The organism is Okeania sp. SIO2C9 (genome assembly GCF_010672455.1).
GTDB lineage: Bacteria > Cyanobacteriota > Cyanobacteriia > Cyanobacteriales > Microcoleaceae > Okeania.
Window position 1 is genome coordinate 19,649 of sequence record NZ_JAAHGO010000074.1, and the last position, 23,531, is coordinate 43,179.

Annotated in this window: 17 protein-coding genes and 1 pseudogene; 9 read left to right on the forward strand and 9 right to left on the reverse strand. The window is 34.7% G+C overall.

Translation table 11 applies throughout. The features are described from left to right. Positions 1–17: 17 nt before the first annotated feature. The 4 genes from F6K23_RS32755 to fabI all read right to left on the reverse strand — a co-directional run bounded on the left by F6K23_RS32755 (position 18) and on the right by fabI (position 6,851). The gene (locus F6K23_RS32755; RefSeq protein WP_293164029.1) at positions 18–2,639 is read right to left on the reverse strand and encodes a WD40 repeat domain-containing protein; all 2,622 of its coding nucleotides are present in this window, start codon (positions 2,637–2,639) and stop codon (positions 18–20) included. 257 nt (positions 2,640–2,896) lie between these two features. Next, positions 2,897–4,495 (reverse strand): NACHT domain protein, encoded by a 1,599-nt coding sequence (locus tag F6K23_RS32760; RefSeq protein WP_293164032.1) that lies wholly within the window; start codon positions 4,493–4,495, stop codon positions 2,897–2,899. A 569-nt stretch (positions 4,496–5,064) separates the two neighbouring features. Further along, positions 5,065–5,709 (reverse strand): imidazoleglycerol-phosphate dehydratase HisB, encoded by a 645-nt coding sequence (gene hisB, locus F6K23_RS32765; protein ID WP_293164035.1) that lies wholly within the window; start codon positions 5,707–5,709, stop codon positions 5,065–5,067. A gap of 365 nt (positions 5,710–6,074) precedes the next feature. Next, positions 6,075–6,851 (reverse strand): enoyl-ACP reductase FabI, encoded by a 777-nt coding sequence (gene fabI, locus F6K23_RS32770; RefSeq protein WP_293164038.1) that lies wholly within the window; start codon positions 6,849–6,851, stop codon positions 6,075–6,077. Positions 6,852–7,160: 309 nt separating this feature from the next. Between fabI and ntcA the strand changes: the two genes are divergently transcribed. The 5 genes from ntcA (at position 7,161) to F6K23_RS32795 (ending at position 16,533) form a co-directional block, all read left to right on the forward strand. Further along, positions 7,161–7,832, forward strand: a complete 672-nt coding sequence (gene ntcA / locus F6K23_RS32775) for a global nitrogen regulator NtcA (protein ID WP_124146907.1) — start codon at positions 7,161–7,163, stop codon at positions 7,830–7,832. Positions 7,833–8,562: 730 nt separating this feature from the next. Further along, positions 8,563–9,195 (forward strand): DUF3084 domain-containing protein, encoded by a 633-nt coding sequence (locus tag F6K23_RS32780; RefSeq protein WP_293164041.1) that lies wholly within the window; start codon positions 8,563–8,565, stop codon positions 9,193–9,195. Between the two features lie 818 nt (positions 9,196–10,013). After that, complete coding sequence (locus tag F6K23_RS32785; protein ID WP_293164044.1) at positions 10,014–10,424, forward strand: pre-16S rRNA-processing nuclease YqgF; 411 nt, start codon at positions 10,014–10,016, stop codon at positions 10,422–10,424. 111 nt (positions 10,425–10,535) lie between these two features. Further along, positions 10,536–11,396, forward strand: a complete 861-nt coding sequence (locus F6K23_RS32790; protein ID WP_293164047.1) for a pentapeptide repeat-containing protein — start codon at positions 10,536–10,538, stop codon at positions 11,394–11,396. Positions 11,397–13,266: 1,870 nt separating this feature from the next. Continuing rightward, a complete protein-coding gene (locus tag F6K23_RS32795) occupies positions 13,267–16,533 on the forward strand; it encodes a CHAT domain-containing protein (protein ID WP_293164050.1) in 3,267 nt (1,088 codons plus the stop codon). A gap of 302 nt (positions 16,534–16,835) precedes the next feature. Here the strand turns inward: F6K23_RS32795 and F6K23_RS32800 are convergent, their stop codons facing one another. The 3 genes from F6K23_RS32800 to F6K23_RS32810 form a co-directional block, all read right to left on the reverse strand. Beyond that, positions 16,836–16,997 carry a hypothetical protein gene (locus F6K23_RS32800; RefSeq protein ID WP_293164053.1) on the reverse strand — a complete coding sequence of 54 codons (162 nt, stop codon included), beginning with the start codon at positions 16,995–16,997 and terminating at the stop codon, positions 16,836–16,838. Between the two features lie 390 nt (positions 16,998–17,387). Continuing rightward, positions 17,388–17,999, reverse strand: coding sequence for a hypothetical protein (locus F6K23_RS32805; RefSeq protein ID WP_293164056.1), 612 nt, complete (start codon positions 17,997–17,999; stop codon positions 17,388–17,390). 350 nt (positions 18,000–18,349) lie between these two features. Further along, on the reverse strand, positions 18,350–19,018 hold the full coding sequence (locus F6K23_RS32810; protein WP_293164059.1) for a hypothetical protein: 669 nt from the start codon (positions 19,016–19,018) through the stop codon (positions 18,350–18,352). A gap of 84 nt (positions 19,019–19,102) precedes the next feature. Here F6K23_RS32810 and F6K23_RS32815 point away from each other — a divergent pair, with 84 nt between their 5' ends. From F6K23_RS32815 to F6K23_RS32825, 4 genes and pseudogenes are all read left to right on the forward strand, one after another. Beyond that, positions 19,103–20,299 carry an FAD-binding oxidoreductase gene (locus F6K23_RS32815; protein WP_293164062.1) on the forward strand — a complete coding sequence of 399 codons (1,197 nt, stop codon included), beginning with the start codon at positions 19,103–19,105 and terminating at the stop codon, positions 20,297–20,299. 689 nt (positions 20,300–20,988) lie between these two features. After that, the gene (locus F6K23_RS42395) at positions 20,989–21,498 is read left to right on the forward strand and encodes an RtcB family protein (protein ID WP_367267891.1); all 510 of its coding nucleotides are present in this window, start codon (positions 20,989–20,991) and stop codon (positions 21,496–21,498) included. Continuing rightward, the gene (locus tag F6K23_RS42400) at positions 21,499–21,849 is read left to right on the forward strand and encodes an RtcB family protein (protein ID WP_367267892.1); all 351 of its coding nucleotides are present in this window, start codon (positions 21,499–21,501) and stop codon (positions 21,847–21,849) included. Between the two features lie 364 nt (positions 21,850–22,213). After that, a pseudogene (locus F6K23_RS32825) lies at positions 22,214–22,555 on the forward strand (RtcB family protein); the annotation flags it as partial. Between the two features lie 247 nt (positions 22,556–22,802). On the opposite strand, the gene F6K23_RS42405 reads toward F6K23_RS32825, so the two are convergent. Both F6K23_RS42405 and F6K23_RS32830 read right to left on the reverse strand, forming a co-directional pair. Continuing rightward, on the reverse strand, positions 22,803–23,099 hold the full coding sequence (locus F6K23_RS42405) for a tail fiber domain-containing protein (protein ID WP_367267893.1): 297 nt from the start codon (positions 23,097–23,099) through the stop codon (positions 22,803–22,805). Next, positions 23,084–23,314 carry a hypothetical protein gene (locus tag F6K23_RS32830; protein ID WP_293164064.1) on the reverse strand — a complete coding sequence of 77 codons (231 nt, stop codon included), beginning with the start codon at positions 23,312–23,314 and terminating at the stop codon, positions 23,084–23,086. The genes F6K23_RS42405 and F6K23_RS32830 overlap by 16 nt, the downstream gene beginning before the upstream one ends. Between the last annotated feature and the right edge of the window lie 217 nt (positions 23,315–23,531).

Genomic DNA, 23,531 nt, shown 5'->3' on the forward strand with positions numbered 1-23,531 from the left:
GGGATGACCTACTTAAGTTATGCCTCCATTCCTTCAAGGCGGAGAAAATGTATATTTCCTGCTTCTTCCCCTGCCACGATTGTCACATCATCCGGTGCAACTGCACAGCAATTTATTTCACTTTCTCCAGTAAATTTAGCAATTACTGTTCCAGTTTTAAATTCCCAAACCTGGATAGTTTTATCTGAGGATGCAGAAATAACAAGCTTACCGTCGGATGTAACTTTTACTGAATTTATTGAGTCAGTGTGACCTGTAAATGTAAAAATTTCTTTTCTGTTTTCAAGGTTCCAAATTTTGATAGTTTTATCGCGGGAGCCAGAAATTAAGTGTTTTCCATCTGGTGTTACTGATATAGTATTTATAGAATCTCCATGACCTTTGAGAGTGAAAAGTTCCTTTCTAGTTTCTAGATTCCAGATTTTAATAGTTTTACCTTTGGAGCCAGAAATTAAGTATTTACCGTCTGGAGTGATAGCTAGAGCAGTTACTTGTTGCCAATGACCTTTGAAAACAAAAAGTAACTTTTTATTTTGCAAATTCCAAATGTTAATAGTACCTTTAGTTGAACCAGAAATTAAATATTTTTTATTTGGAGTGATTAATATTGTTGTTATAGATTCATAAAAAAATAGAACAATTAGAAGTAGTATTATGTACATGGAACATATCCCAAATAAAGAAATCTTTTGAGACACAAATAAAAATGACACACTAACAATAAATATTAAAATACATAAAACGTATAAAACAACATGAATAAATTGTAGAGGAGTTCGTAAATCAGAAATACGGTTTTTCTCTTTTAAACTCCATACTGTAAGAAAATAAGGACTCCACATCATATTTATATTACTTATAAAAATTAACTCGTGATTATCTGTTGTAGCAGCTAGACCAATAATTTGCTTTTCACCTAATTCGCTTAAGCCTAGTAGTAAATATGAATATGTATCTGAATATTTAGTAGATTTGGCGATATTTTTAGATTTAATTTTGGTATTACCTCCTTCTAAAAAAAGTTTTTGAAAGATAAATACACAGGGACTTACCATAAAAAGAGCAAAAAGTCTTGGAACACTCAAACCAAAAAAATCTGCAACTAATACAATCAATTCTGGAAGTAATTTAAATAATAAAATAAATGATGCAAAAAATAATAAAATTCCCAGAATAAAAAACAATAAAATAAAAATTACCCATGCCCAAAAAAGCTCTATTGTAGATATAAATTTGTGTATCATATGCCTATTTTTATCAATATTAAATTTATTAATCTGCTCAATGGATGCTAAATTATAAGCCATAATAATATTATTTTTTAAACCAAACAATACTTGTTTTCCATCAGGGGTGATAGTTACATCATTGACAGATATATTATTAGTAGCATGAATATTCTTTTCTACTGAGTCTAAATTCCAGACTTTAAGTGTTTTGTCTTTTGAAGCAGAAATTAATTTTTTAGAATCCGGGGTCGTTATCACCGCATATATTGAGTCATTATGACCAGTGAAAGTTAAAATTTCCTTGCTAGATTTTGTTTCCCACACTTTAAGAGTTTTGTCCCATGAAGCGGAAATAAATCTTGTTCCATCAGGTGTCAAAGCAAGATCGACTATTGAATTAGTATAATTGTTAGGCTCATAGAACGATTCTTTTGTATAGATATGCTGATTTGTTTTTGCATTCCAAAGAATCAAGTTGTTATGAGTGTCAACAGCAATCCCTAGACTACCATCAAAAGTAGCTGCTATCTTACATACATCTGGTTTAGGATGCTTTGAATAACGGATAGAGTTATAGCAATCAAGTTGCGAAAGGAACTTACCATTTTTTAAACTCCAAAACTTGATAATTCCACTATCCCCTCCAGAAATTACCTCATATCTGGTGATAGCAATAGTTCTTACTAAGTTTTTATGACCTTTTAAAGTTAACTCTTCTTTCCCAGTTTCCAAATCCCAGACCTTGATGGAATTAATATTAGCAACTGATGCTGAAACTACTTTCTTACCATCTACAGTAATCGCTACAGCAACTATGGGTAAACTATGACCATTAAATGTCAATATTTCTGTACCTGTTTCTAAATTCCAGACTCTAATAGTATTATCATAAGCACCAGAAACTACTTTTTTACCATCTGGAGTAACAGCTACTGCATTTACCGGAGCAGTATGACCTGTAAATGTCTTAACTTCTGTCGCTGTATTCAAATCCCATTTTTTAACGGTATGATCCGATGAACCGGAAACTACAAATTTTCCGTCTGGTGTGACAGCAACTGCATTTACCGAGTCAAGATGACCACTGAGGGTAGATATTAAGTTTCCATCAGGAGGATTTAAACTAGGAGTCAAACTCAGCAAACGAGTATCTTTAGCTTCTGAAATTTGCTGCAACAAATTTTTAATTTCTGGCGCATCAAAATATAGTAAGCGTGCTAATAGTTGTCCAGCTAATTCATTTGCATCTTTCACCAAAATATGCGCTGACAGTCGCAACGCTCCTTGAATTAATTTCAAAGTTTTAACTTTCTCGTTGTCACCCTCAATCAGATCGTAATCTTCAATTAACGCCTGCACACCAAAGTTAGGATGCTTAGTTTTTTCTAATAGAAAGTCAAAATTACTCATGTATTTGTAATACTTTTCTAAGTCTGACTCTATTAGACTCTGTATATTACCCAGATAAAAAACTTGATCCTCGGGAGTTTGTAATTTAAAAAATTCAGAAAATTTGCCCACGATGCTACCTAAAGCCTTATATAGAATCCTTTTGAACAATTGTCATTGCGACGATAGGAAGCAATCTCAAGGGTGTCGCGAGATTGCTTCCTTCCACTCCGTTCCAGTCGCAATGACTTGGGTATAGTAATTATCCGGATTTGATATTAAATATCTGGATATGAACTAGCTATCCGTGCATTCACTTCCTCAAACAACTTGCGAGTTCCTTTCAATTCTCTTTTACTTTTCAGAAAATCAAGAAAACTAGCATGATAGATGCTGTAGCAGGTGTTTCCATTACTTTCCTGCTTACTCAAAAATTCAACCCATTCTTTGAGAAAAGTTTCCACATCATATTCATCCTGTTCAGCAATATTGGCGATCCTCTCCAGAGAAACAACAGTGCGACTTTCCACCAAAATAAACAAAACAATAACCTTATTTTCCAGAGGTTTATCCTCCATTCCCATCCGCACCCAATGTTGTTGATAATAATCTTGCAAACCATCAGGCAACTCCCTCAAACTCAAATCTGAATAAAAACCCTTAGCAATATCCGGTAACACATAACGCAGATACATGAAATTATTTTCACTCTTGTCTGCAACCTGCTCAATAAAATCTTCCTTTTTAATATCCCGCTCTTGCACCCAATTTTGCAACTTAACCCCATAGTCTGGGTCTTCATTCAACATAAAACCGATATATTCTTTCACATCATCCCGACTCAAACCCTGATATTCACTCGCCCTCAAATCTAATTCTGTCATTCCCACCCCAGGAGAAACACTCAAACGTTTGTTCTCACGTTCATAAGGTCGCCTAGTCAAGAAAAAATAAACCCCATCCGGGAGCGTCGTGGGAAAATTGAGAATATTACCGCCTCCAGTTTGCTCCACCTCATCCAAAGCATCAACAACAATCACCAACTTTTCCCCCCCAAGATTTTCACTAACCTTTTGCAGCAAAGCAGACAAACCATCGCGATCGCCATTTTGCAACTCGTAGCGTTTCCTCAATTGTTTGCGGATACTCTTGAGAAAAAAGTCTGGTTTATTACGACCATCAGCACGAACATTAAAATGACAAGGAAGCTTATGGTCATAAACATATTTAGCAGCAATAGCAGTTTTCCCCATCCCCGCATCCCCAACCACAGTAAAATAGCCATTAGAATTTTGATTGATAAAATTCCCAAATTCCTCAAACACAAATTCCCGACCACAAAAAGCCTTAATTTTTTCCATAATTAAAGACTTAAACTCTGCCGGATATTCATCAAAATTCCAATCTGGATATTCGTCTAAATTCAATTCTGGATAAAGCTTAAATTTTGAAGATTTAGTCCGCTTCGCCACACGAATAAAAGCTTGACCAAACTCTTCTAATTCCGACCGAATATCAATCCTTGATTCTTTTATTTCATTCCCCAAAGTATTCCAGTCCTTAAGTTCCCAGTTCAGAAATTTATCAACTTCATTCAAGAAACTAATAGGAGAATTAGCAGAATAGGCACTCCAAAAAGCATTTTTTATTTCCTTTTCCCGCAAAAGTTTAAGAATTGGCTCATCCTTACCCACGCCATATTCTATCAAAGCATAAACATAAACCCCATCAACATTATCGGGAGGTTGTGTAGGGTCAAGTTTTAAATCCTTGAAAATTTTGACAACAATTTCTTGTCGTAGAGCTAAATTTACTGCTTGAGGAACAGCAGATTTACTAACATTAATAATCGTTTTAAAAACATTATTATCTAACATAAATTATACCTCAAGAAAAATTTTTCCTCTAGTTCGCCAAGAATTTTAATCCTTGTCTAATAGCTTAAATAATCTAAAGATGACTAAATTATCTATATCGTCTTTTTGTATTATGGTTAATTAATCAACCTGATATAAATCCCATTTGTGTTTGGGTATAGTGGTTTTCAGGTAGGTGGAATAGAACTCACATAAGAATAGTTAAGTATTTTCTGATCAACTTCTAATTTCTGGCTCCTAACTCCTTTATTTGCGGGCAAGATGCCCGCACTACAACGGTTTTATGATTCTCCTGACTCCTGACTCCTGACTCCTGACTCCCGACTCCTTTCTTCGCGGGCAAGATGCCCACACTACAAACTACTTTCCTCGCGGGCAAGATGACCCCACTACACAGGTTTTATCATTCTGCTCAATTCTAAATTCTAAATTCTAAATTCTAAATTCTAAATTCTTATTTGATCATTCTGCTCAATTCTAAATTCTAAATTCTAAATTCTAAATTCTAAATTCTTATTTGATCATTCTGCTCAATTCTAAATTCTAAATTCTAAATTCTAAATTATTAACTACAAAACCCCCTTAGAACTAGGAATTTCCCCAACTCGCCTGGGGTCAATTTCCGTTGCCATCCGTAGAGAACGAGCAAAAGCTTTAAACCCTGCCTCAATAATATGATGAGAATTAATTCCCGCCAACTGGCGAATATGCAAAGTCATCAAACTATTATTAGCCACAGCCACAAAAAATTCCCGCACCAACTGAGTATCATAAGTACCAACCCGTTGAGTAGGCATTTCCAAACCATAACTCAAATGTGGACGACCAGAAAAATCCAAGGCCACCTGAACCAATGCCTCATCCAAAGGAGCCAGAAAATGACCAAAACGGACAATACCCTTGCGATCGCCTAAAGCCTGTTTTAAAGCCTGGCCCAAAGTAATCCCCACATCCTCATTAGTATGATGGTCATCAATTTCAATATCCCCCACCGCATGGACATCCAAATCAATCAATCCATGAGAAGAAATTTGATGCAACATATGGTCCAAAAAAGGAATCCCAGTATTAGCCTTACAATTGCCCACACCATCAAGATTAAGACTAACAGTCACATCAGTTTCTCCAGTAGTCCGTTTTACCGAAGCCACTCTAGCAGGTAAATCGAGTTTTTCTGTAATAGTAGATTGAGAAGAGCGATCGCTTATCTGCATAATAAAAATATAAATATAAATTTTGAATTTTAATTTTTTACAGGTTTAGGTTGAGAATGATGAAAAATATCGGTGATGGTACATTGTAATGGTCATGCATTGTCATTATTTTTGTCACGAGAACAGTGGGAGCATCTTGCTCCCGTGCCAGATATTCCTTTTTCCTAACCATTACACAAACTTACAGCCAATTACATCAGGCGTGATGTGCGTCCATAGCGGGCAAGATGCCCGCACTACAAACATTCCCTCGTTAATATCTGTACTTCATATACTTCCAATCTCCTGTAAGTCATTTCTAAATTCTGAATTCTGAATTCTAAATTCTAAATTCTAAATTCTAAATTCTAAATTCTAAATTCTGATTACATTCCCATAATTGCATAACCAGCATCCACATAGATAACCTGACCAGTAATGCCACTCGCCAGATCGCTACACAGAAAAGCAGCAGTATTACCAACTTCAATTTGAGTCACAGTCCGATGCAATGGAGCTATTTGTTCCACATGATGAATCATATCCTTAATACCACCCACTGCCGAAGAAGCCAAGGTTTTAATTGGACCAGCAGAGATAGCATTTACCCGAATATTTTTCTGGCCAAGTTCCGCAGCCAAATAACGAACATTCATCTCCAAAGCAGACTTAGCAATGCCCATCACGTTATAATTAGGAACTACCCGCACACCCCCTAAATAAGTCAGAGTGACAATACTTCCTCCCTCGGTCATCAGTTCCTTCGCCTGAGAACTCAAATCAATCAGAGAATAAGAACTAATTTCCAAAGCACGAGTAAAACCTTCACGAGTAGTATTACTAAAATCCCCAGACAATTCATCCTTACCAGCAAAGGCCAAACAATGAATCAAAATATCCAACTTACCCCACTTTTCCCCTGCTTGGGCAAAAGTAGCCTTCACCTGTTCGTCGTCCTGAACATTACAAGGTAAATATAAAGAAGGACTCAAAGGTTCTACCAATTCCCAAACCTTCTTTTCAAATCTACCCTTATCGTCCGGTAAAAAAGTGACACCCAAATTTGCCCCAGCTTTGTGGAGTTGTTGAGCAATTCCCCACGCAATAGAACGATTATTCGCAATACCTGTTACCAGAGCATTTTTTCCTGTTAAATCTAACATAATACCTTGATTTATTGAGAAACTATAGTAAAATTTTCAATCAAATAAAAAGTCTAAAATTTAATTTCATACTTAGACGCTATAATACATAGCATCTTTGACATCAGGCAAATTTATAGATAATATTAGCACCTATGGCCATAATGAGAAATTGAATTTCTCGGTTTCACTGCCCTAATATATATGAATATAAAAGTCAAGTAAGTATTAAATATATATATAGCAATATGTTGAAAATTAATAGTATATTTCAGGAACTGAGCTATTAAGGTTAAGAGACGTTTAGTTAGTTATTAGAGAGTAAGGAAATTGGTCGTGACGCATGATAGACCGCTAGCAGCAGTGTTCCGTAATATATCTGGTGGGTCATATCCGCCAGTTGTAGAAACTTTTGAACGGGGCAAGACAATATTTTTTCCAGGAGACCCTGCAGAGCGCGTCTACGTTCTCATTAAAGGCGCAGTGAAGCTATCGAGGGTGTATGAAGCAGGAGATGAAATTACAGTGGCCTTACTCAGGGAAAATAGTGTATTTGGAGTATTGTCTCTAATTACAGGCCATAAGTCTGACCGTTTCTACCATGCAGTGGCTTTTACCCCTGTAGAATTAATATCTGTGCCAATTGACCAGGTGGAGAAAGCTCTCAGAGAAGATCCAGATTTGTCAGTTGTTTTATTACGTGGACTTTCATCTCGAATCTTACAGACAGAGATGATGATTGAAACTTTGGCACACCGGGATATGGGGTCTAGACTGGTTAGCTTTTTGTTAATCCTTTGTCGAGATTTTGGAGTTCCTAGCAAAGATGGGATTACTATAGACCTTAAATTGTCTCACCAAGCAATTGCAGAAGCAATTGGGTCAACAAGGGTGACAGTTACTCGTCTGCTTGGAGACCTTCGGCAAGATGGAATGATATCTATTCACAAAAAGAAAATTACAGTACATAACCCAGTGGCTTTAAGTCAACAATTTACCTGATTTACAGACACAAATATCTTTGACTTCTCACCCGACTGAAGTACGGGTGATTCCAAGGAGTTGTTCAAAATCGTTTTAAAAACACGATTCGTCACACCTACTAGCTGTCACTGGACTTAATCTTCCCAGTGGTAGCAGTCAAAAACCACCTACAGACTCAGATATGCTGACAAAAATGCCACACACATTGCCTTTACTTTTTTAGTTTGATTTTCAGAGTGGTTTTACTCAAGTCAGAGCCATAAATCCCTATCTCTGCTGCCTACTTGCCTGTGCCAAGCGTCTTGATAGAACAGTGCTACTAGTTTCTTACTGGCGGGAGTTTCACCCCGACAAGCATTGAGTCTATGGGACAAACCTTGTTCCTACTCGTATTCATTAGTATTATTCCACATTTTGGGATACTTGGGAAATAATACCCAAAACTTGTTTTCATCCAAGGGCTAAAGCCACTTGGCTTTCAACTGCACGTTTTTTTTGTAAAAATCAAGATGAAATAATTGCTAAGGGTACACTCAAAAAATTTTATAATGGCAATCTGAGGATAAAATAATATTATCTCTGAAAATATTAATTAAGTAAAGAGATTGCCTTATAGAAACCAGAGAATTTTATATTTAATAGCTAGTCAAATAAATAATTACTGTCTATAATTTTTAATATTAGGCATATAGTCTGAGACAATAAACTGAAGGCAACCTCAAAATTAAATTACTACCAGCAGCCATTAATGACCGCCGGTGTTATCCTAGTATTAGTAATTCTGGTGTTAGGCGGTGTAATCGCTACTATTAGCGATCGCCTGGGTACAAAGGTAGGTAAAGCAAGACTACGACTTTTTAATCTTAGGCCGCGGGATACTGCCGCATTGGTTACTATGGTCACTGGCAGTATTCTTTCAGCTTTAACTTTAGCTATCCTATTTGCAACTAGCAAACCATTAAGAAAGGGTGTTTTCAGAATAGATGAAATCCAAACCAAACTTAATGAAACTCGCAAGGAAGTGACAAAAGCGGAACTTGAAACCACCCGAATCAAAAATGAATTACAAAAAGTAAGAACTGATTTAGAATTAGCTCTAACTAAGTTGAATCAAGTTAATCAGTCTTTGGATAAAGCTTTAGTCCAAAAAGCAGAAACAGAATTCCAACTACAAATAACCAAAGAGCAATTAAATCAAGTTCAAGTAGTAAAAACCCGTACTCAAGAAGAACTAAAGCAAGTTCAAAAAGCAAAAGCTAGAACTGAAGCTGAACTTAATTTAACTCAAAACCAATTGAATAGTATATTACAACAAAAAGAAACCCTGAGACAAGAAATTGAACAATTACAAATAGAGCGTCAAAAAATATTAAAAGATTAATAATATCATTTTATAGCAGAAGGAAGAAGAAAGAAGGAAGAAGGAAGAAGGAAAAGTATTACTTTGTCTGAGTTTTAAATTTTTGAACTGTCCTTACCTTTCCTTCGACTGCTATACCTTACCTTTTATCTACTGCCTAAAATTACATTTTTTTTACCGAATTAATTAGGGCTTGCTGATTAATACTAAAAGCATTGACAGATAAAGGCTTTAGCCTTTTTAGGACCTTGAAAAAGTGCCTGGTTTTCAGCTCTTCATGCTCCTTTTTGAGCGTATTTTAGGTGCATAGTTGGGCAGAAAAATCAAGGGGCAATTCTTACTCCTACCTACTCGCTCATTCCCATTTCTCCTGTCTCCTGTCTCCTACCCCTACTAAAGACTTTTTCAGCAACCCCTAATTAATAATTAAGGTTTAAAGCATTTTTTTTATAGAATAAATAATATTAAATCCGGTTACCATAACACCCTTATTTTAGTAGACAAAATTTTTTATATAATATGGAATTGGGTTAACTACGATAAAGGGGTTGTTTTCAATAATGGATAATTGATAATTACCTCTCCCTAAAAGGAAGAGGATTGAATAAAAGGAAAATTAATTCATTGTTTCTCCTTTAAAAGAGAGGATTTTTACCTTAATTATTCGGTAATCAGATTTAGTATAAAAAAACTGTTAGCCAATCCGATAATTTTCAGTATAAGTAATTATTAACTGTTAATTATTAACTGCTTAATTTATGCAACTGAGAAAAGTTACAACAAAAAGTAAAATCTCAATAAAAAAGATTAATCTAGTCAGCAAATAAAGATATCCAAACATGATTTTAGGATTTGACCCAGGTAGCCAAAAGTGTGGTATTGCACTTATGGATAGAAAAAAACAACTACACTACCACCAAGTTATAGAATCTCTAGAAGTTGTCACAACAATCAAAAACTTAAATCAAAAATTTGACATTGATTTAATTGTGATTGGCGACCAAACCCACTCAAAAACTTGGAAACAAACCCTCACAAAAATCATTTCAAAAACAGTACCAATCATCAAAATAGATGAACGTTATTCTAGCTTAGAAGCTCGCGATCGCTATTGGCAAATGTATCCTCCTCAAGGTATTTTTCGTCTAATTCCTCTAGGAATGAGAATTCCACCTAAACCAGTAGATGATATTGTCGCGATAATTTTGATAGAAAGATACTTAAAAAATGACTCACTGTATAATTTATAGTGAATTTTATCCTATTCATACAATTAACCTATTTCTTAAATTAAGAAAGCTATAATAAAATATTAAGTAAATATTTAATAACTTACATTAAAGGTCAGAAAATATAGAGCCATGAAAGAACAAGAACTGATCCAGCGATATGAACAAGGAGAAAGAAACTTTAGTGGCCTGAATTTAGCTGGAGCTGACTTAAGAGGAGCAATTCTAATAGGCGTTAATCTCTCCAAAGCTAATTTAACAGGAGCAAATCTAAGTAGAGCATTCCTCACGAAAACTCAACTCAATCAGGCATTATTACATAGAGCTAACCTGAGCTTTGCCAAAATGGCTGAAACTAAAATGGCCGATGCTAACCTGATCAAAGCTAATCTCAGTGGAGCTTTTTTAATAAAATCAAAACTTCCTAGAGCTAATCTGACAGGAGCTAATTTAACAGGAGCTAATCTGACAGGAGCTAATTTATGGAGTGCCAACCTATGTAGTGCTACTTTAGAATCCACTAATCTACGAGAATCTAATCTCACGGGTGTTAACCTTAATTGGGCTAATTTGTACGACGCAAAATTAATGGCCGCTAAACTATTTGCAGCTCAACTGACAGGAGTTAATTTTAGAAAAGCTTACCTGAATGGAATAGATTTGAGTGGAGCAGACTTGAATGGAGTTAACTTTAGTGAAGCTAAGTTAAATGGGGCAAACTTAGAAGGAGCAAATTTAATAACAGCTAACTTCAGCAATGCTCTAATGCGTAGTATTAAATTAAATAGTGCAGATTTAACAAAAGCAAATTTAACACAAGCTTATTTAGTCAGAGCAAATTTGAATTGGAGTAAACTTTATGACGCTAATTTCAGTGAAGCTAATTTGGATGAAGCAACATTTATCGGAGCAAATCTAGAAAAAGTAAAGTTTGTAAATACAACATTACCAGAATCAACAAGGTTATATTTTAGTTTTGCCACTGCCAGATAATTCAGTTTTTTATTAATCTCAATTTTTCTTGATTTGAAAGATTAACTGACAAGATAGATATACAGGTTAATATAGTTAAAGATATAGTTAGGGTTTGCGCTCAAAAGTCTTTTTGCTCTTTGTAGGAGACAGGAGACAGGAGACAGGAGACAGGAGTTAGGAGGAATGGGAATTATAGAGGAGGTAGTCAGAAGAATCGTCCCAAGATTGTTATGCCATAATCATTCCGAAATACTTGCTTTTTGAGCTTGAGCGACCGAAAAGCTTGCACTTTATTAAAGGCAAAAAAAAAGCTGAAACCAGTATCAGTCAATGCTTTGATATTTAATCAGCAAACCCTAGTTATAACTACAAGCAATTACGGCGTTGTTTTAGTAAATTTATTTATCTAGATAAAGCTAAGTAAATTGCCAAATCTTTAATAGAGGTAAAAGTGCCTTGCTTCAACAATTAATAATTAATAATTAATAATTAACAATTACCTATCCTTGAAAAGAAGAGGATTTACTAATAATGAAAATTTTTTTTTGTTTCTCCTTTAAAGGAGAGGCTTTAAACCTTAATTATTTGGTAAATATACAGCGTATTTCATATTAGTAAGGTACACCAGTCGCGGGCAAGATGCCCGCACTACAAACATTTTACCTGTAATCTGCTGTATTTCCAGTTCGTTCAATTTCTAATTTAAAATGAGAGGTATATTCAGAAAGATTTCTATAATATCATCTCCGGATAATTAGTTATAAAAAAACTTTCTCCTTCAACTCCAGTTCTTCCTCTTCCTTCTTTTTTCTTCCCTCCTGACTCGGTCGTTCCCCTCCACCGGAGGGGTTAGGGGTGGGTTGACTCCTGAGGACTCCGTAGTTATTTATTTATAACTATTCAACCGGAAATAATATAACTTATTGATTAAGGCAGATTTAGAGAAGTTTGAAATTCTAGAGTCAAAATTGAAAGAATTACATTTTGATGAAATAGTTCATAAAAATATAGTCAAATATGACATATACTTATTTTGCAGGTGTTATTCTGACGCTAGTGAACTACAAAACCCTCTATCCCATAGTCAAATGCATTTGGGACTGCTTTTTTCATAATATTTAGAGAACCGTTCACGTAACTCATTAATTAATCCAATGCTTGCGGTACAATTGCATTCCTCTTTTGATTCTTTTTCCAGAGAAAGTGACTTGATTATTCTGACCTTTCTTGTAAAGATGATTATTTAGTCTGGAACTAAGCGTGCCAATTTCATTATACTATTAAACAGATGGCCTTTGAGTTATTAAATTTTGTCAAATATTTAGTAGTTCTTTTGCACAAATCAACGAAGATATTTGACATGATTTGACTATATATGACTATATTTACGTATAACTTTTATTATACCAGAAATAATTGCTTTACCAATCGGATCTGGTTATGGTCTTTACCGAAAAATCGAGGTGCTGATAACTGATAACTGATAACTGAAATGACATACAGCTGATGACTCAAAAGATGAACAGATAAACAGTTGATTTGAGTTAATTGAACAATATTCCTACTTATTTTCCCAGACTTGATATTACGATCAGAACAATTATCCTCTCATAATTATTCAAACAAATATAATATTTATATATTTTTGATTTTTAATTTTAAAAAAAATCGACAAAAATCGTAATCCGCTGAAAAATCAGAAAATAATGATATAGTTATTCTATAAGGGTAACTACGCCTATACACTTGACTTTTTATTCAATATTGATACACCCACTAGGTCAACCCAAACCAAAAGTTTTAAGCATGACAATAGATTCTACGGATTTTAGAGTCACTTAACTGTACTACCTAAGTATTAGTAGGTAGACAAAAAGTATATATAAAGATGAATCAAAACCGCATCCAAGCCTATATAAATCTAATTCAACAACTGTTAAATAGCCCCACAGAAAGAAAGGATAAAATCCTAGCAACTAACCAAAAATTACTAGATAAAGGATTACTGCAAACAATAATAATGATGGCACAGACATCAGCAGAAAAAGGGAACCAGGAAACTCAAGAACTATTACTCACCTTTGCAGTAGAACTCTCAGAAAAATTAGACATTTCAATTACAGAAAACACCTCAGCAACAGCAACCCCTTTAGAATATTTAGAATTCTTAACCCAGGTATTACAAGCAACCCACGAAAGCAAAAACAATCCTCAAATTATTCACCCTATTTTGCAAGAAAACCTCAACAAACTAGACCAAGGTTTAGTAGAAACCTTACAAACTTGGGCAACCTCAACCTTAGTAGAAACTAAACCAGAAGAAGCTCATAGTATTGCTGCAGATATAGTTAACTTCAGTAACCAGATACAAGAATTTACTCTTGGGGATAAAGCAAATAATTTAGAAATAGCAATTACGGGATATAAAACAGCATTAACCGTATACAATAATGCTTCTAAAACTCATAACTGGGTAAGCATTATCAACAATCTTGGCACTGCTTATCTCAACAGAATTTATGGAGATAAATCTGTAAATATTGAGCAAGCAATAGAAATTTATCAACCAGCATTAAAAGTAATAGATAGAAAAGATAGTCCCCAAGATTGGGCAATAATTCAAAGTAACTTAGGCAATGCTTATAGTCATAGAATTGAAGGAGATAAAGCCAGAAATATTGAACAATCAATAATCGCTTATCAAAAAGCATTGGAAATTATTACCAAAGAAAATTCTCCCCAACAATGGGCAACTATTCAAAATAATTTAGCTAATACCTACTTAACAAGAATTACTGGAAAAATCGGCGAGAATATTGAATTAGCAATAGATGCTTACCAAAAAGCATTACAAATTATCGATCGGGAAGAAAATTCTCTAGACTGGGCAGTAACTCAAAGCAATCTTGGTAATGCTTATCTAAATAGAATGACAGACAATGTAGAGGAAAATATTGAGCAAGCAATTGCAACTTATCAGCAAGCATTAAAAATTATTAATAGGGAAAATCAACCTTACCAGTGGGCAAATATTCAAAAAAATCTGGGCATTGCTTACTTAAATAGATTCACAGGAAAAAAAAGCAAAAATATTGAATTAGCTATTACCGCTTATCAACAAGCATTAACAGAAATTACTCCCATCGATCATCTATTAGATTGGGTAATAATTTCCATAAATCTTGGCACTGCTTACCTCCACCGAGACACCGCAGAAATAGTCGAAAATATTGAATTATCAATTGCAGTTTATCAACAAGTGTTGCAAGTTATTAATCCAGAAAAATTTGCTTTATGGTGGGGAATTATTCAAAAAAATCTTGGCGATGCTTATAGTTATAAAGTCAGAGAAAATATAGAAGATATAGAAAATATTACTGATTTTTATCAAAATATTGAATTAGCTATTACAGCTTATCAACAAGCATTAAATATTTTTACTGTAGAAAGTTTTCCACTTGAATGTCTAGAAATTTATCGTAGATTAGGCGATTTAGGATTTCAAAAGGAAAATTGGCAACTTGCTATTGAAAGTTATCAAGTAGCAATTAAGTTGCTAGAAATAACTCAAAGTTTGGCAAATACCGAAATATCTTATAAAGAGATGTTAGCCGAATCCATTTATATGTATGGCAACATAGTAGAATGTTATGTCAAAATTGAGGAATATGAACAAGCATTAGAATATGTAGAAGCTTCTCGTTCTCGTCGTTTAGTAGAGTTAATGATGATAAACGATATTTATAAAAATGAGGAAAAACCAGCAGAAGTAGAAGAATATTATGATCTACAACAACAAATTAATCATCTCAATTTTGATACTACTAGAATTAATAAACCAATTACAGTGGGAAGTAACTTTAGCATCAAAGAAATTAAAGCAGAGAATCAAGAAAAGATTTCTTTTTTGAAAGAGAAACAGCAAAGAATTTGGCAAAAAATTTGGAATAACGATCGCGTACTAGCGGAACAGTTACAAGTTACATATCTGAGTTTTTCAGATATTCAGCAGTTAGTAAAGGATGGAAAAACTGCCATTATAGATTTTTATTCAACTAGAAATAATACCTATATATTCCTTCTGACTCAGCAGCAACTTACTGTTCATATTTGTCAAGGAGAGGGAATTGATAAATTACAAACTTGGATACATGATAATTGGTTGAAATTCCATGCAGAAAATAGTAGTGAATGGCAGAATCAAATGGAGGCTTTTCTTTCAGAATTATCAGAAAAATTAGAATTAAATCAACCGATAGAACAACTGAATGAGATAAAAGAATTAATTATTATTCCCCATTTATATCTACATCAAATACCTTACGCTGCTTTACCAGTTACTAGAGAAAAAGAAACAAAGTATTTGTGTGATTATTTCCGTTTAATAATTTTACCTAGTTGTCAAATTCTTAATTATTGCTCAGAGCGAACTCTAATTAATAATCCCCGCAAAATAGGAATTGTGGAAACTCCTATAACAAATAAGTTTTATACAAGATATGAATGTGAAACTCTAGCAAATATGTACTTAATTTCTCCCCAAAAACGTCTGCAATATAGTCAGGCAAAAATTAATAATTACCACAATTTTATTCAACAAGTACAAGTGCTGCATTCCAGTCACATTTCTCAACTAAATATTGTCAATCCCTTAGCATCAAAACTAAAATTATTTGATGGAGATATAGTTCTTAGCAAAGTTTTTACCTGGCGTTTACCAGAATTATTTGATGTATTTCTTTCCAGTTGCGAAATTAATCTCAATCAAACTAAAATTTCTGACGATATTCTCACATTTGCTAGTGCTTTTATTAGTGCAGGTGCCCGTCATGTAATTAGTTCATTATGGTTAGTAGAAGATTTAGCTACAGCATTATTTTGCATTTTCTACTATCAACATCGCCAAAAATATAGCTGTTCGGAAGCATTGAAAAAAGCACAAAATCAACTTCGTTATTTAACAGGAACTCAGCTTAGTAGTTATAAAAAGCAGCTAGAAAGATATCTAGAACAATACATGAAACACGAAAATTCAGAAAAAATACAACAAAAGAAAGAACTCTTATCATGGTTTTGTCAACAGAGTCTTCCATTTACTCATCCTTACTACTGGGCAGGTTTTATTTCTCAAGGTATTTCAACAATTAATAATTAATAATTAATAATTAATAATTAATAATTAATAATTACCCATCCTTGAAAAGAAGAGGATTGACTAATCATGAAAATTTTTTCTCTCTTGGTCGATTGAATATGGCGAGGAGACCTCGCCATCCCTCGACCGCTTGTTTCTCCTTTAAAGGAGAGGCTTTAAACCTTAATTATTCGGTAAAAATATCTCTACTTATATCATTATCAGCAGTTGTCAATTTATCTTTTCTGTAGCGGGTTTAATACCCCATCTTACCTGATACTAATGTGAAAAAAGAATGCTATGCTTAAGTGATACTTCAACTATTAAGTAATTAACCCAGGCTGAATAACTTTACTTTTTTGATAATTAGCACGCCAGTTATTGTTAATTATTCTTATTTTTACTACTTCCCTACTCCCCCTCTCCCCCACTCCCCTGCTCAAGAAAATAATTAGGGCTTGCTGATTAACTATCAAAGTATTCACATATAAAAGTTTCAGCCCTATTAGGTTGAAAAAAAGTACTATGTTTTCGGCTAAGAAGGCTCAAAAAGCTAGTATTTTGGGATGATTATGACAGAAAAATTGAAGGGCAATTCTTACCGAAAAATTAAGGTATAAAGCCTCTCCATTCATGGAGAAAAAAGCGGTCGAGGGATGGCGAGGTCTCCTCGCCATATCCAATCGACCAAGAGAAGAAAAAAATTCCTTTTAACTCAATCCTCTTCTTTTCAAGGAGAGGTAATTCTAAATTCTTAATTCTTAATTCTTAATTCTTGAATTCTACCTCCTCGCTCATTCCCATTCCTCCTGTCTCCTGTCTCCTGTCTCCTGTCTCCTAAGCCCTACTACTCATACTTTTTCAGCAAACCTTAATTAGGTTGTTATCCGCTGATAAAGAATAGCCTTACCTTGTCTTTTTCCAGAATCTTTCCATCCTCTTTGTTCCAGATCGCCTAATCTATTAAGAGTAGTTATATACGCAGGAGAACAACCTAAAACTTTCCCTAATTCCCGCGCAGTTTTTAATTCTTCAACATCATCATTCAACAAGCTTTTTGTCATTTCTTTTTGTTCGATAACTGTTGTCATTGATGATTGTTTATATTCATATTTATCCCTGAATACAAGGTTTTCTTTTTCTATACTGTGTAATTCCTTTTTTTTCTTAGGAGTTACTAAATATTCAGCATCATCTATTTCTTTAACTTCTTGAATCAATTTTTTTTCTATATATTTGTCTATGTAACTATCCAATTTATTTCCAATATACTTTCCTATTGCCACATTAATTTTAGTTTCCAAACTAAGCGACAAAATACCTCGTTCGCCATCTATTTCTTCTCCTAAATAAAGATTAATAAACAAATTTAAAACTTCAAAAGCTGTAGAATCATTCTCCTTACATTTTACTTGGAAGCGTTGCCATTTATCGCGAGCTAATTTAAAATCGATCCGAACTTTATCTTCTCTATCATTGCTATACATATTAACTAAATACCTAGATAAGGGACGAAATTCAAGCAGACATCGCGCTTGAAAGCCTAAAGCCGTTTATCTACCACTTATGGTATTGTCTATAATTATAGACAAAAAGTCAAATATTTTTGGCAATTCTATTAATTGATAAAAATTTAATTTATCTAGGTCAAATAATTGATAATTATCATCAATAATTTACTTAATCTGGAAGTTTCAGATTATAAATATGAATACAAGAGACTAATCAATATCTAGTAATTTTCTGTTTATTTTTTATAACAAATCATTGAGGATTTTTATCATTAAACTTATTCAAGAAACAAAATAATTGAAAAAAGTCAAAATTTAAACCTTATCTAATTTAAAAAGACACTTCCAGTTTCTTCAATTAACAAACTAGATTTATCCAAATTAAAATTATTAGTCTCAGTCATAGTTAACTTTAAAAGACCATTTTCAACAATAAACTGGGGTTGTATCAATAAAAAACCTCCCTTATCCCGATAAAAAGTAATATTGATAGGAACTTTTAATTTCCTTAAAATCACTTCAGACTTTCCTGACAACTGGCGTTGTGTAGTATCTCCAATTATCTCATAGGAAATTGTAGCAGCAGTATTATTTGCAAGTTTGATATTGACCAAACCATTTACAGGTTTAATAATTCCAATAGGCAATTGTCTTGCTCCAGGTAAAGGAGCTGTAGAGTCATGAATAATTAATTGTTTTGAGGGTTGACTCGGCTGATTTTGAACAGTATTTGATGGTGATACAGTCGAAGACGGTTTTTCTGGTGAAGGTTGTTTTGAGGGTTGACCAGGCTGAGTTTGAACAGTATTTGATGGTGATACAGTCGAAGACGGTTTTTCTGGTGAAGGTTGTTTTAAAGGTTGAGAATCAAAACGAGGCAATTGTGCTAGGCTAAGACTAGGTAAAGTTATACTTGATAGGAATATAATTATCAACCCATAAATTGGCTTTTTTAGTCTAGTATTTATGCTGAATAACTGATTCAAAAACTGCATAATTATTTGCCTAAATAATCTAAATATTTTGTTATTAGTTAAATACCTATTATTATATCAGGAAAATGTTAGAGTAAATCGTTTATGAAAAGTTACGATTGGATTGTAGTTGGTGGCGGAATAACAGGAGCAGCTCTCAGTTATGAATTGGCAAAAAAAGGTTTGACCGTACTCCTGTTGGAAAAATACCCTACTTTAAAAGGTGCAACTCGTTATAGTTATGCTATTTTACCCTACTGGTCTGGTACTACAGATTTGACCAATCAACTTTTTCAGGAAGCAAAAGAACATCATCATTATTTATCTGAAGAGTTGGAAGCAGATACCCAATTTCGAGAGTTAGATTTATTGCTAACCATCGCCACCGAATATGACCCAGAAAAAATAGCTACTAATTTCTCCCAGTGTAATATTGTACCTCGTCTAATGAGTGTCGAAGAAGCCTGTGAAATGGAACCCTTACTCAATAAAGAGGCGATCGCAGGAGCTTTAACTGTTCGTAACGGTCATGTTTCTCCAGAAGCTATAACTTTAGGATACTCTCAAGCATTTACCAGGTTAGGAGGTCAAATTGAAATTGCAGAGGTAACTGGGTTAGTCAAAACTGGCGATAATGCGACCCATCCGTACCACGAACGCATAACCGGAGTGTACACCAAAGGTCAAACTTATCACGCTGCTAATGTTGTTATTTGTGCAGGTGGAATTTCTCGTTACTTCCTAAAATCAGCAGGCATCCCCACCCGTGTTTACTTCACCCATGCCGAGATGTTAGAAATTCCTCCTGTGGAATTGCAACTAAATACTACCGTTTTAACAGCAGTACAAAAACGTTTAAATTGTGAAGCTGCTACAAGTACAGTTGAGTTTGAGCAAATGTGGGATGAACCTGGTCACGAGTTTGTGCCATTCAGCTTGGATGCTGGCGCAGTTCAATTTAACAACGGTAGCATCAGAATAGGTCAAATTTCCCGCGTACTCACTGACCCCCACGCTAAAGTCGATCCTGCTCAAAGTGAAGTTGCTATGCGAGCAGAGATCGGAAAAGTTTTACCTGCATTAGAAAATTTACCTGCAACCTGGTATCACTGCTTAGTAGCATACAGTGCTGACGACTTACCCCTCATCGGAGCTATTCCTAATCTAGAAGGGATACATATTTTTTCTGGGTTCAGTAGTCCGTTTGCATTTGTACCTCCCCTAGCTAAAAGATTCGCTAATTATATAGTCGGAGAAAATGATGAAATCATCAAGCAGTTATCTCCTCATCGCTTTATCTAACTAATTAGCGTTTGCGCTTCACTAGTCTTTTAGCAGGGGGAGGAGTCAGAAGTCAGGAGTCAGGATAAATGGGAATTTATACCAAATCTCAAAAGTCTTGCTACATCTCCTTGAGAGTAGGGAGTAGGGTGAAAAGAAATGAGATATCTTGGTTTAATGCCGATAATCCTTACAAACATGATTCAACCATTATTATTACTTAATAACTGAAGTACCATGGGAAGTATAGCATTATTTTTGGGAATTGGCATTAGAAGAGGTAGGAGTAACAATTGTAAGAATGATTTTTCTGCCATAGTCAGCTCAAAATACTAGCTTTTTGAGCGTTTTCAATTATTAATTATTAATTAGGGTTTGCGCTCAAAAGTCTTTTAGTACGGGTAGGAGAAAACCCACCCCTACTCCCAGGATGGGAAGGACTGAGATAGGAGGTAGGAGTAACAATTGTAAAAAAGATTTTTCTGCCCAACTATGCGCCCAAAATCCTAACTTTTTGGTAGCTCAAGCTGAAAAAGTTGCACTTTTTTTCAGTATAAAAAAGCTGAAGCTTTTATCTGTAAATGCTTTGAGAATTAATCAGCAAGCCCTAATTATTAATTATTAATTGTTGAACTACATTCCGTAATCCTTTTATAATACATTGTATTATGTAGTATATATAGACAAGCAATAGTAACTTAAAATCAAATATGCCATACGAAAAACTAAAACTTTCAACCCCAAAACCTGTATTATCTTGGGCAAATCATCCCCTAGAAAATCAAGAACATCAAATGGCCAAAAATGTAGCATCCCTGCCATTTGTTTTCAAGCACGTTGCCCTAATGCCAGACGTGCATTTAGGCAAAGGTGCATTAGTAGGTTCTGTAATTGCCACAAAAGAAGCAATTATTCCTGCTGCTGTGGGTGTAGATATTGGTTGCGGAATGTGCGCAATAAAAATGCCTTTTGTTGCCGACCAACTAGAAGGCAAACTCAAAAAAATCCGACAAGATATTGAAGCAGCTATTCCTGTAGGATTTTCTGACAACAAAGAAATCGAAAAATCTCTCACCAACTGGCAGCGCTGGAAAAACTTCAAAGAGTTACATCCAGGAGTCAAAAATCTAGAAAGTAAAGCTCTCAAACAAATGGGAACTCTTGGTGGAGGCAACCACTTCATTGAACTTTGTCTGGATACAGAAAACAATGTTTGGTGAATGCTACACTCAGGTTCTCGTCACATTGGAAATAAACTAGCTCAATGTCATATTAACACTGCCAAGGAATTAGCAAAACTGGCAGATACAAAATTACCAGATTTAGATTTAGCCTATTTTGTCACTGGAACACCAGAATTTGCAGCTTACTGGCGCGATCTACAATGGGCACAAAATTATGCTCGGTTTAATCAAGATGTAATGATGGCTCGTTTTAAGCGAATTGTTGAAAAGCATTTAGCAGGTGGTAAACCAACAAAACCACTATTAAATGTGAACTGTCATCACAATTATGCAGAAAAAGAAGTACATTTTGGCGAGGAAGTTTATTTGACATACTCCCCGGCGTAAACGCACGGGGATTCTCCTGAAACCAGGATTCTTGGTTCAATGAGTCCACTTAAACTAAACACCTTACGGCATCTAGTCCAGAGATGGTTCTCTCCCCAAGCGTTCGCTCTATTTCAAGAGCCTGTTCCCGTATGCCCTACGGTACAGTTTAAACCTTAAAAAAACTCTGGTTCTCTGATACTTGTTGCTTAGAGCTTTTCCATGCACAAGCATTCCTGTGCAAAACCTCCTAACTCTAGTTTTCAAGGTGCTAGTTTGCTACGATTAGTAGCTAGGTTTTTAGAGCGGTTGAATACCTTTGCCGCTTTTATAAGTATAACATAAAGTTGCCCTAAAAGGGCAAGGCTTTAAACCCAATTTTTCGGTAACTCGTAAAGGTGCTGTGCGAGCACAAGAAGAAGATTATGGAATTATACCTGGTTCAATGGGAGCAAAATCTTTCATTGTCAAAGGCAAAGGAAACCATGAAAGTTATTGTAGCTGTAGTCATGGCGCAGGCAGATTAATGTCTCGAACTAAAGCTAAAAAGAGTTTTTCTTTAGATGATTTAGTTAAGCAAACTGAAGGAGTAGAATGTCGGAAAGATGGTGGTGTGATTGATGAAATTCCTGGTGCTTATAAGTCTATTGAAGAAGTAATGAAGCAGCAAATTGACTTAGTAGAAGTTGTGGCAACTCTTAAACAAGTTGTTTGTGTAAAAGGGTGATTTTTCTATATTTGTTTGCTAATCTACTTTTTTGCTAATTTGGAAAAAACCAAAAAAGCCTGTTTCCGAAATATGAGAAACAGGCTTTAATCAAACATAATCTTGGCATCAAGCTATCTTCAAATGGGAAAACCCCCAAAGTATATTTAGTTTATTTGTACTGGAGTGTTGTTGTTATTTTGTTTGTTTGAGCAATTGAATTTCTTCTTGCAAGGTTTTGAGTTCTTCTTGCTGCTGTTTAACAACCTTAGTTAAAACTGCAATAACATCCATAGTGTTCGTCAGCGCTGATTAAATCTGGAACCTCTTCAGCAATAAAACCAGCATTCAGAGTTTTACTACCATCAGCAATGTAATTGTATTTGACTGGGTTAAGGTCTGCTAAAATATCAATTGCCTCTTGACTAGATAGATTGGCAACATTTTCTTTTAATTCTTTGGATGAACCTTGAGAAAGACTACCTTTTAGTATCAGGTTTCCGTTTGCCCGAAAAGAAGCTCCTAGATTTGTAAATTGATAACCTCCATTTACTTTAGGAACAATCCATAGCGAAGCATCTTTCCCCCATGATCGCCTGGAGCATTAATTACCCATTCATTCCTCCCGGAACCCTGATTGAAGTACATCGCTGTCCCTTTTATTCCCATTGCAGGTGAAGCAAGAAATGACAAGCCAGCAATTAGCAAAATCATCAAGGTGCTTACTAAAGCAAAAATCCTAGTCTTCTTCCTAACTAACATAGCAACAAAGTTACTCATTACTATCCTCCTCAAAAAAATTGGATTGATTAGCAAAAAGATATCAATAAATTCTGTAATCTCTAATAGCAACAGAAAAGGAATAAAGATTTGACACTCCTCCGGCTGAAGCGCGGAGGATTCTTCGTTCTACGACCCTGGTTGCTGAGACAGGATTTCTCCAACCTCAGTAGTGCCAGAATTTCCCGAAGCGTTAGGATCATCGATCCAAGTTCCG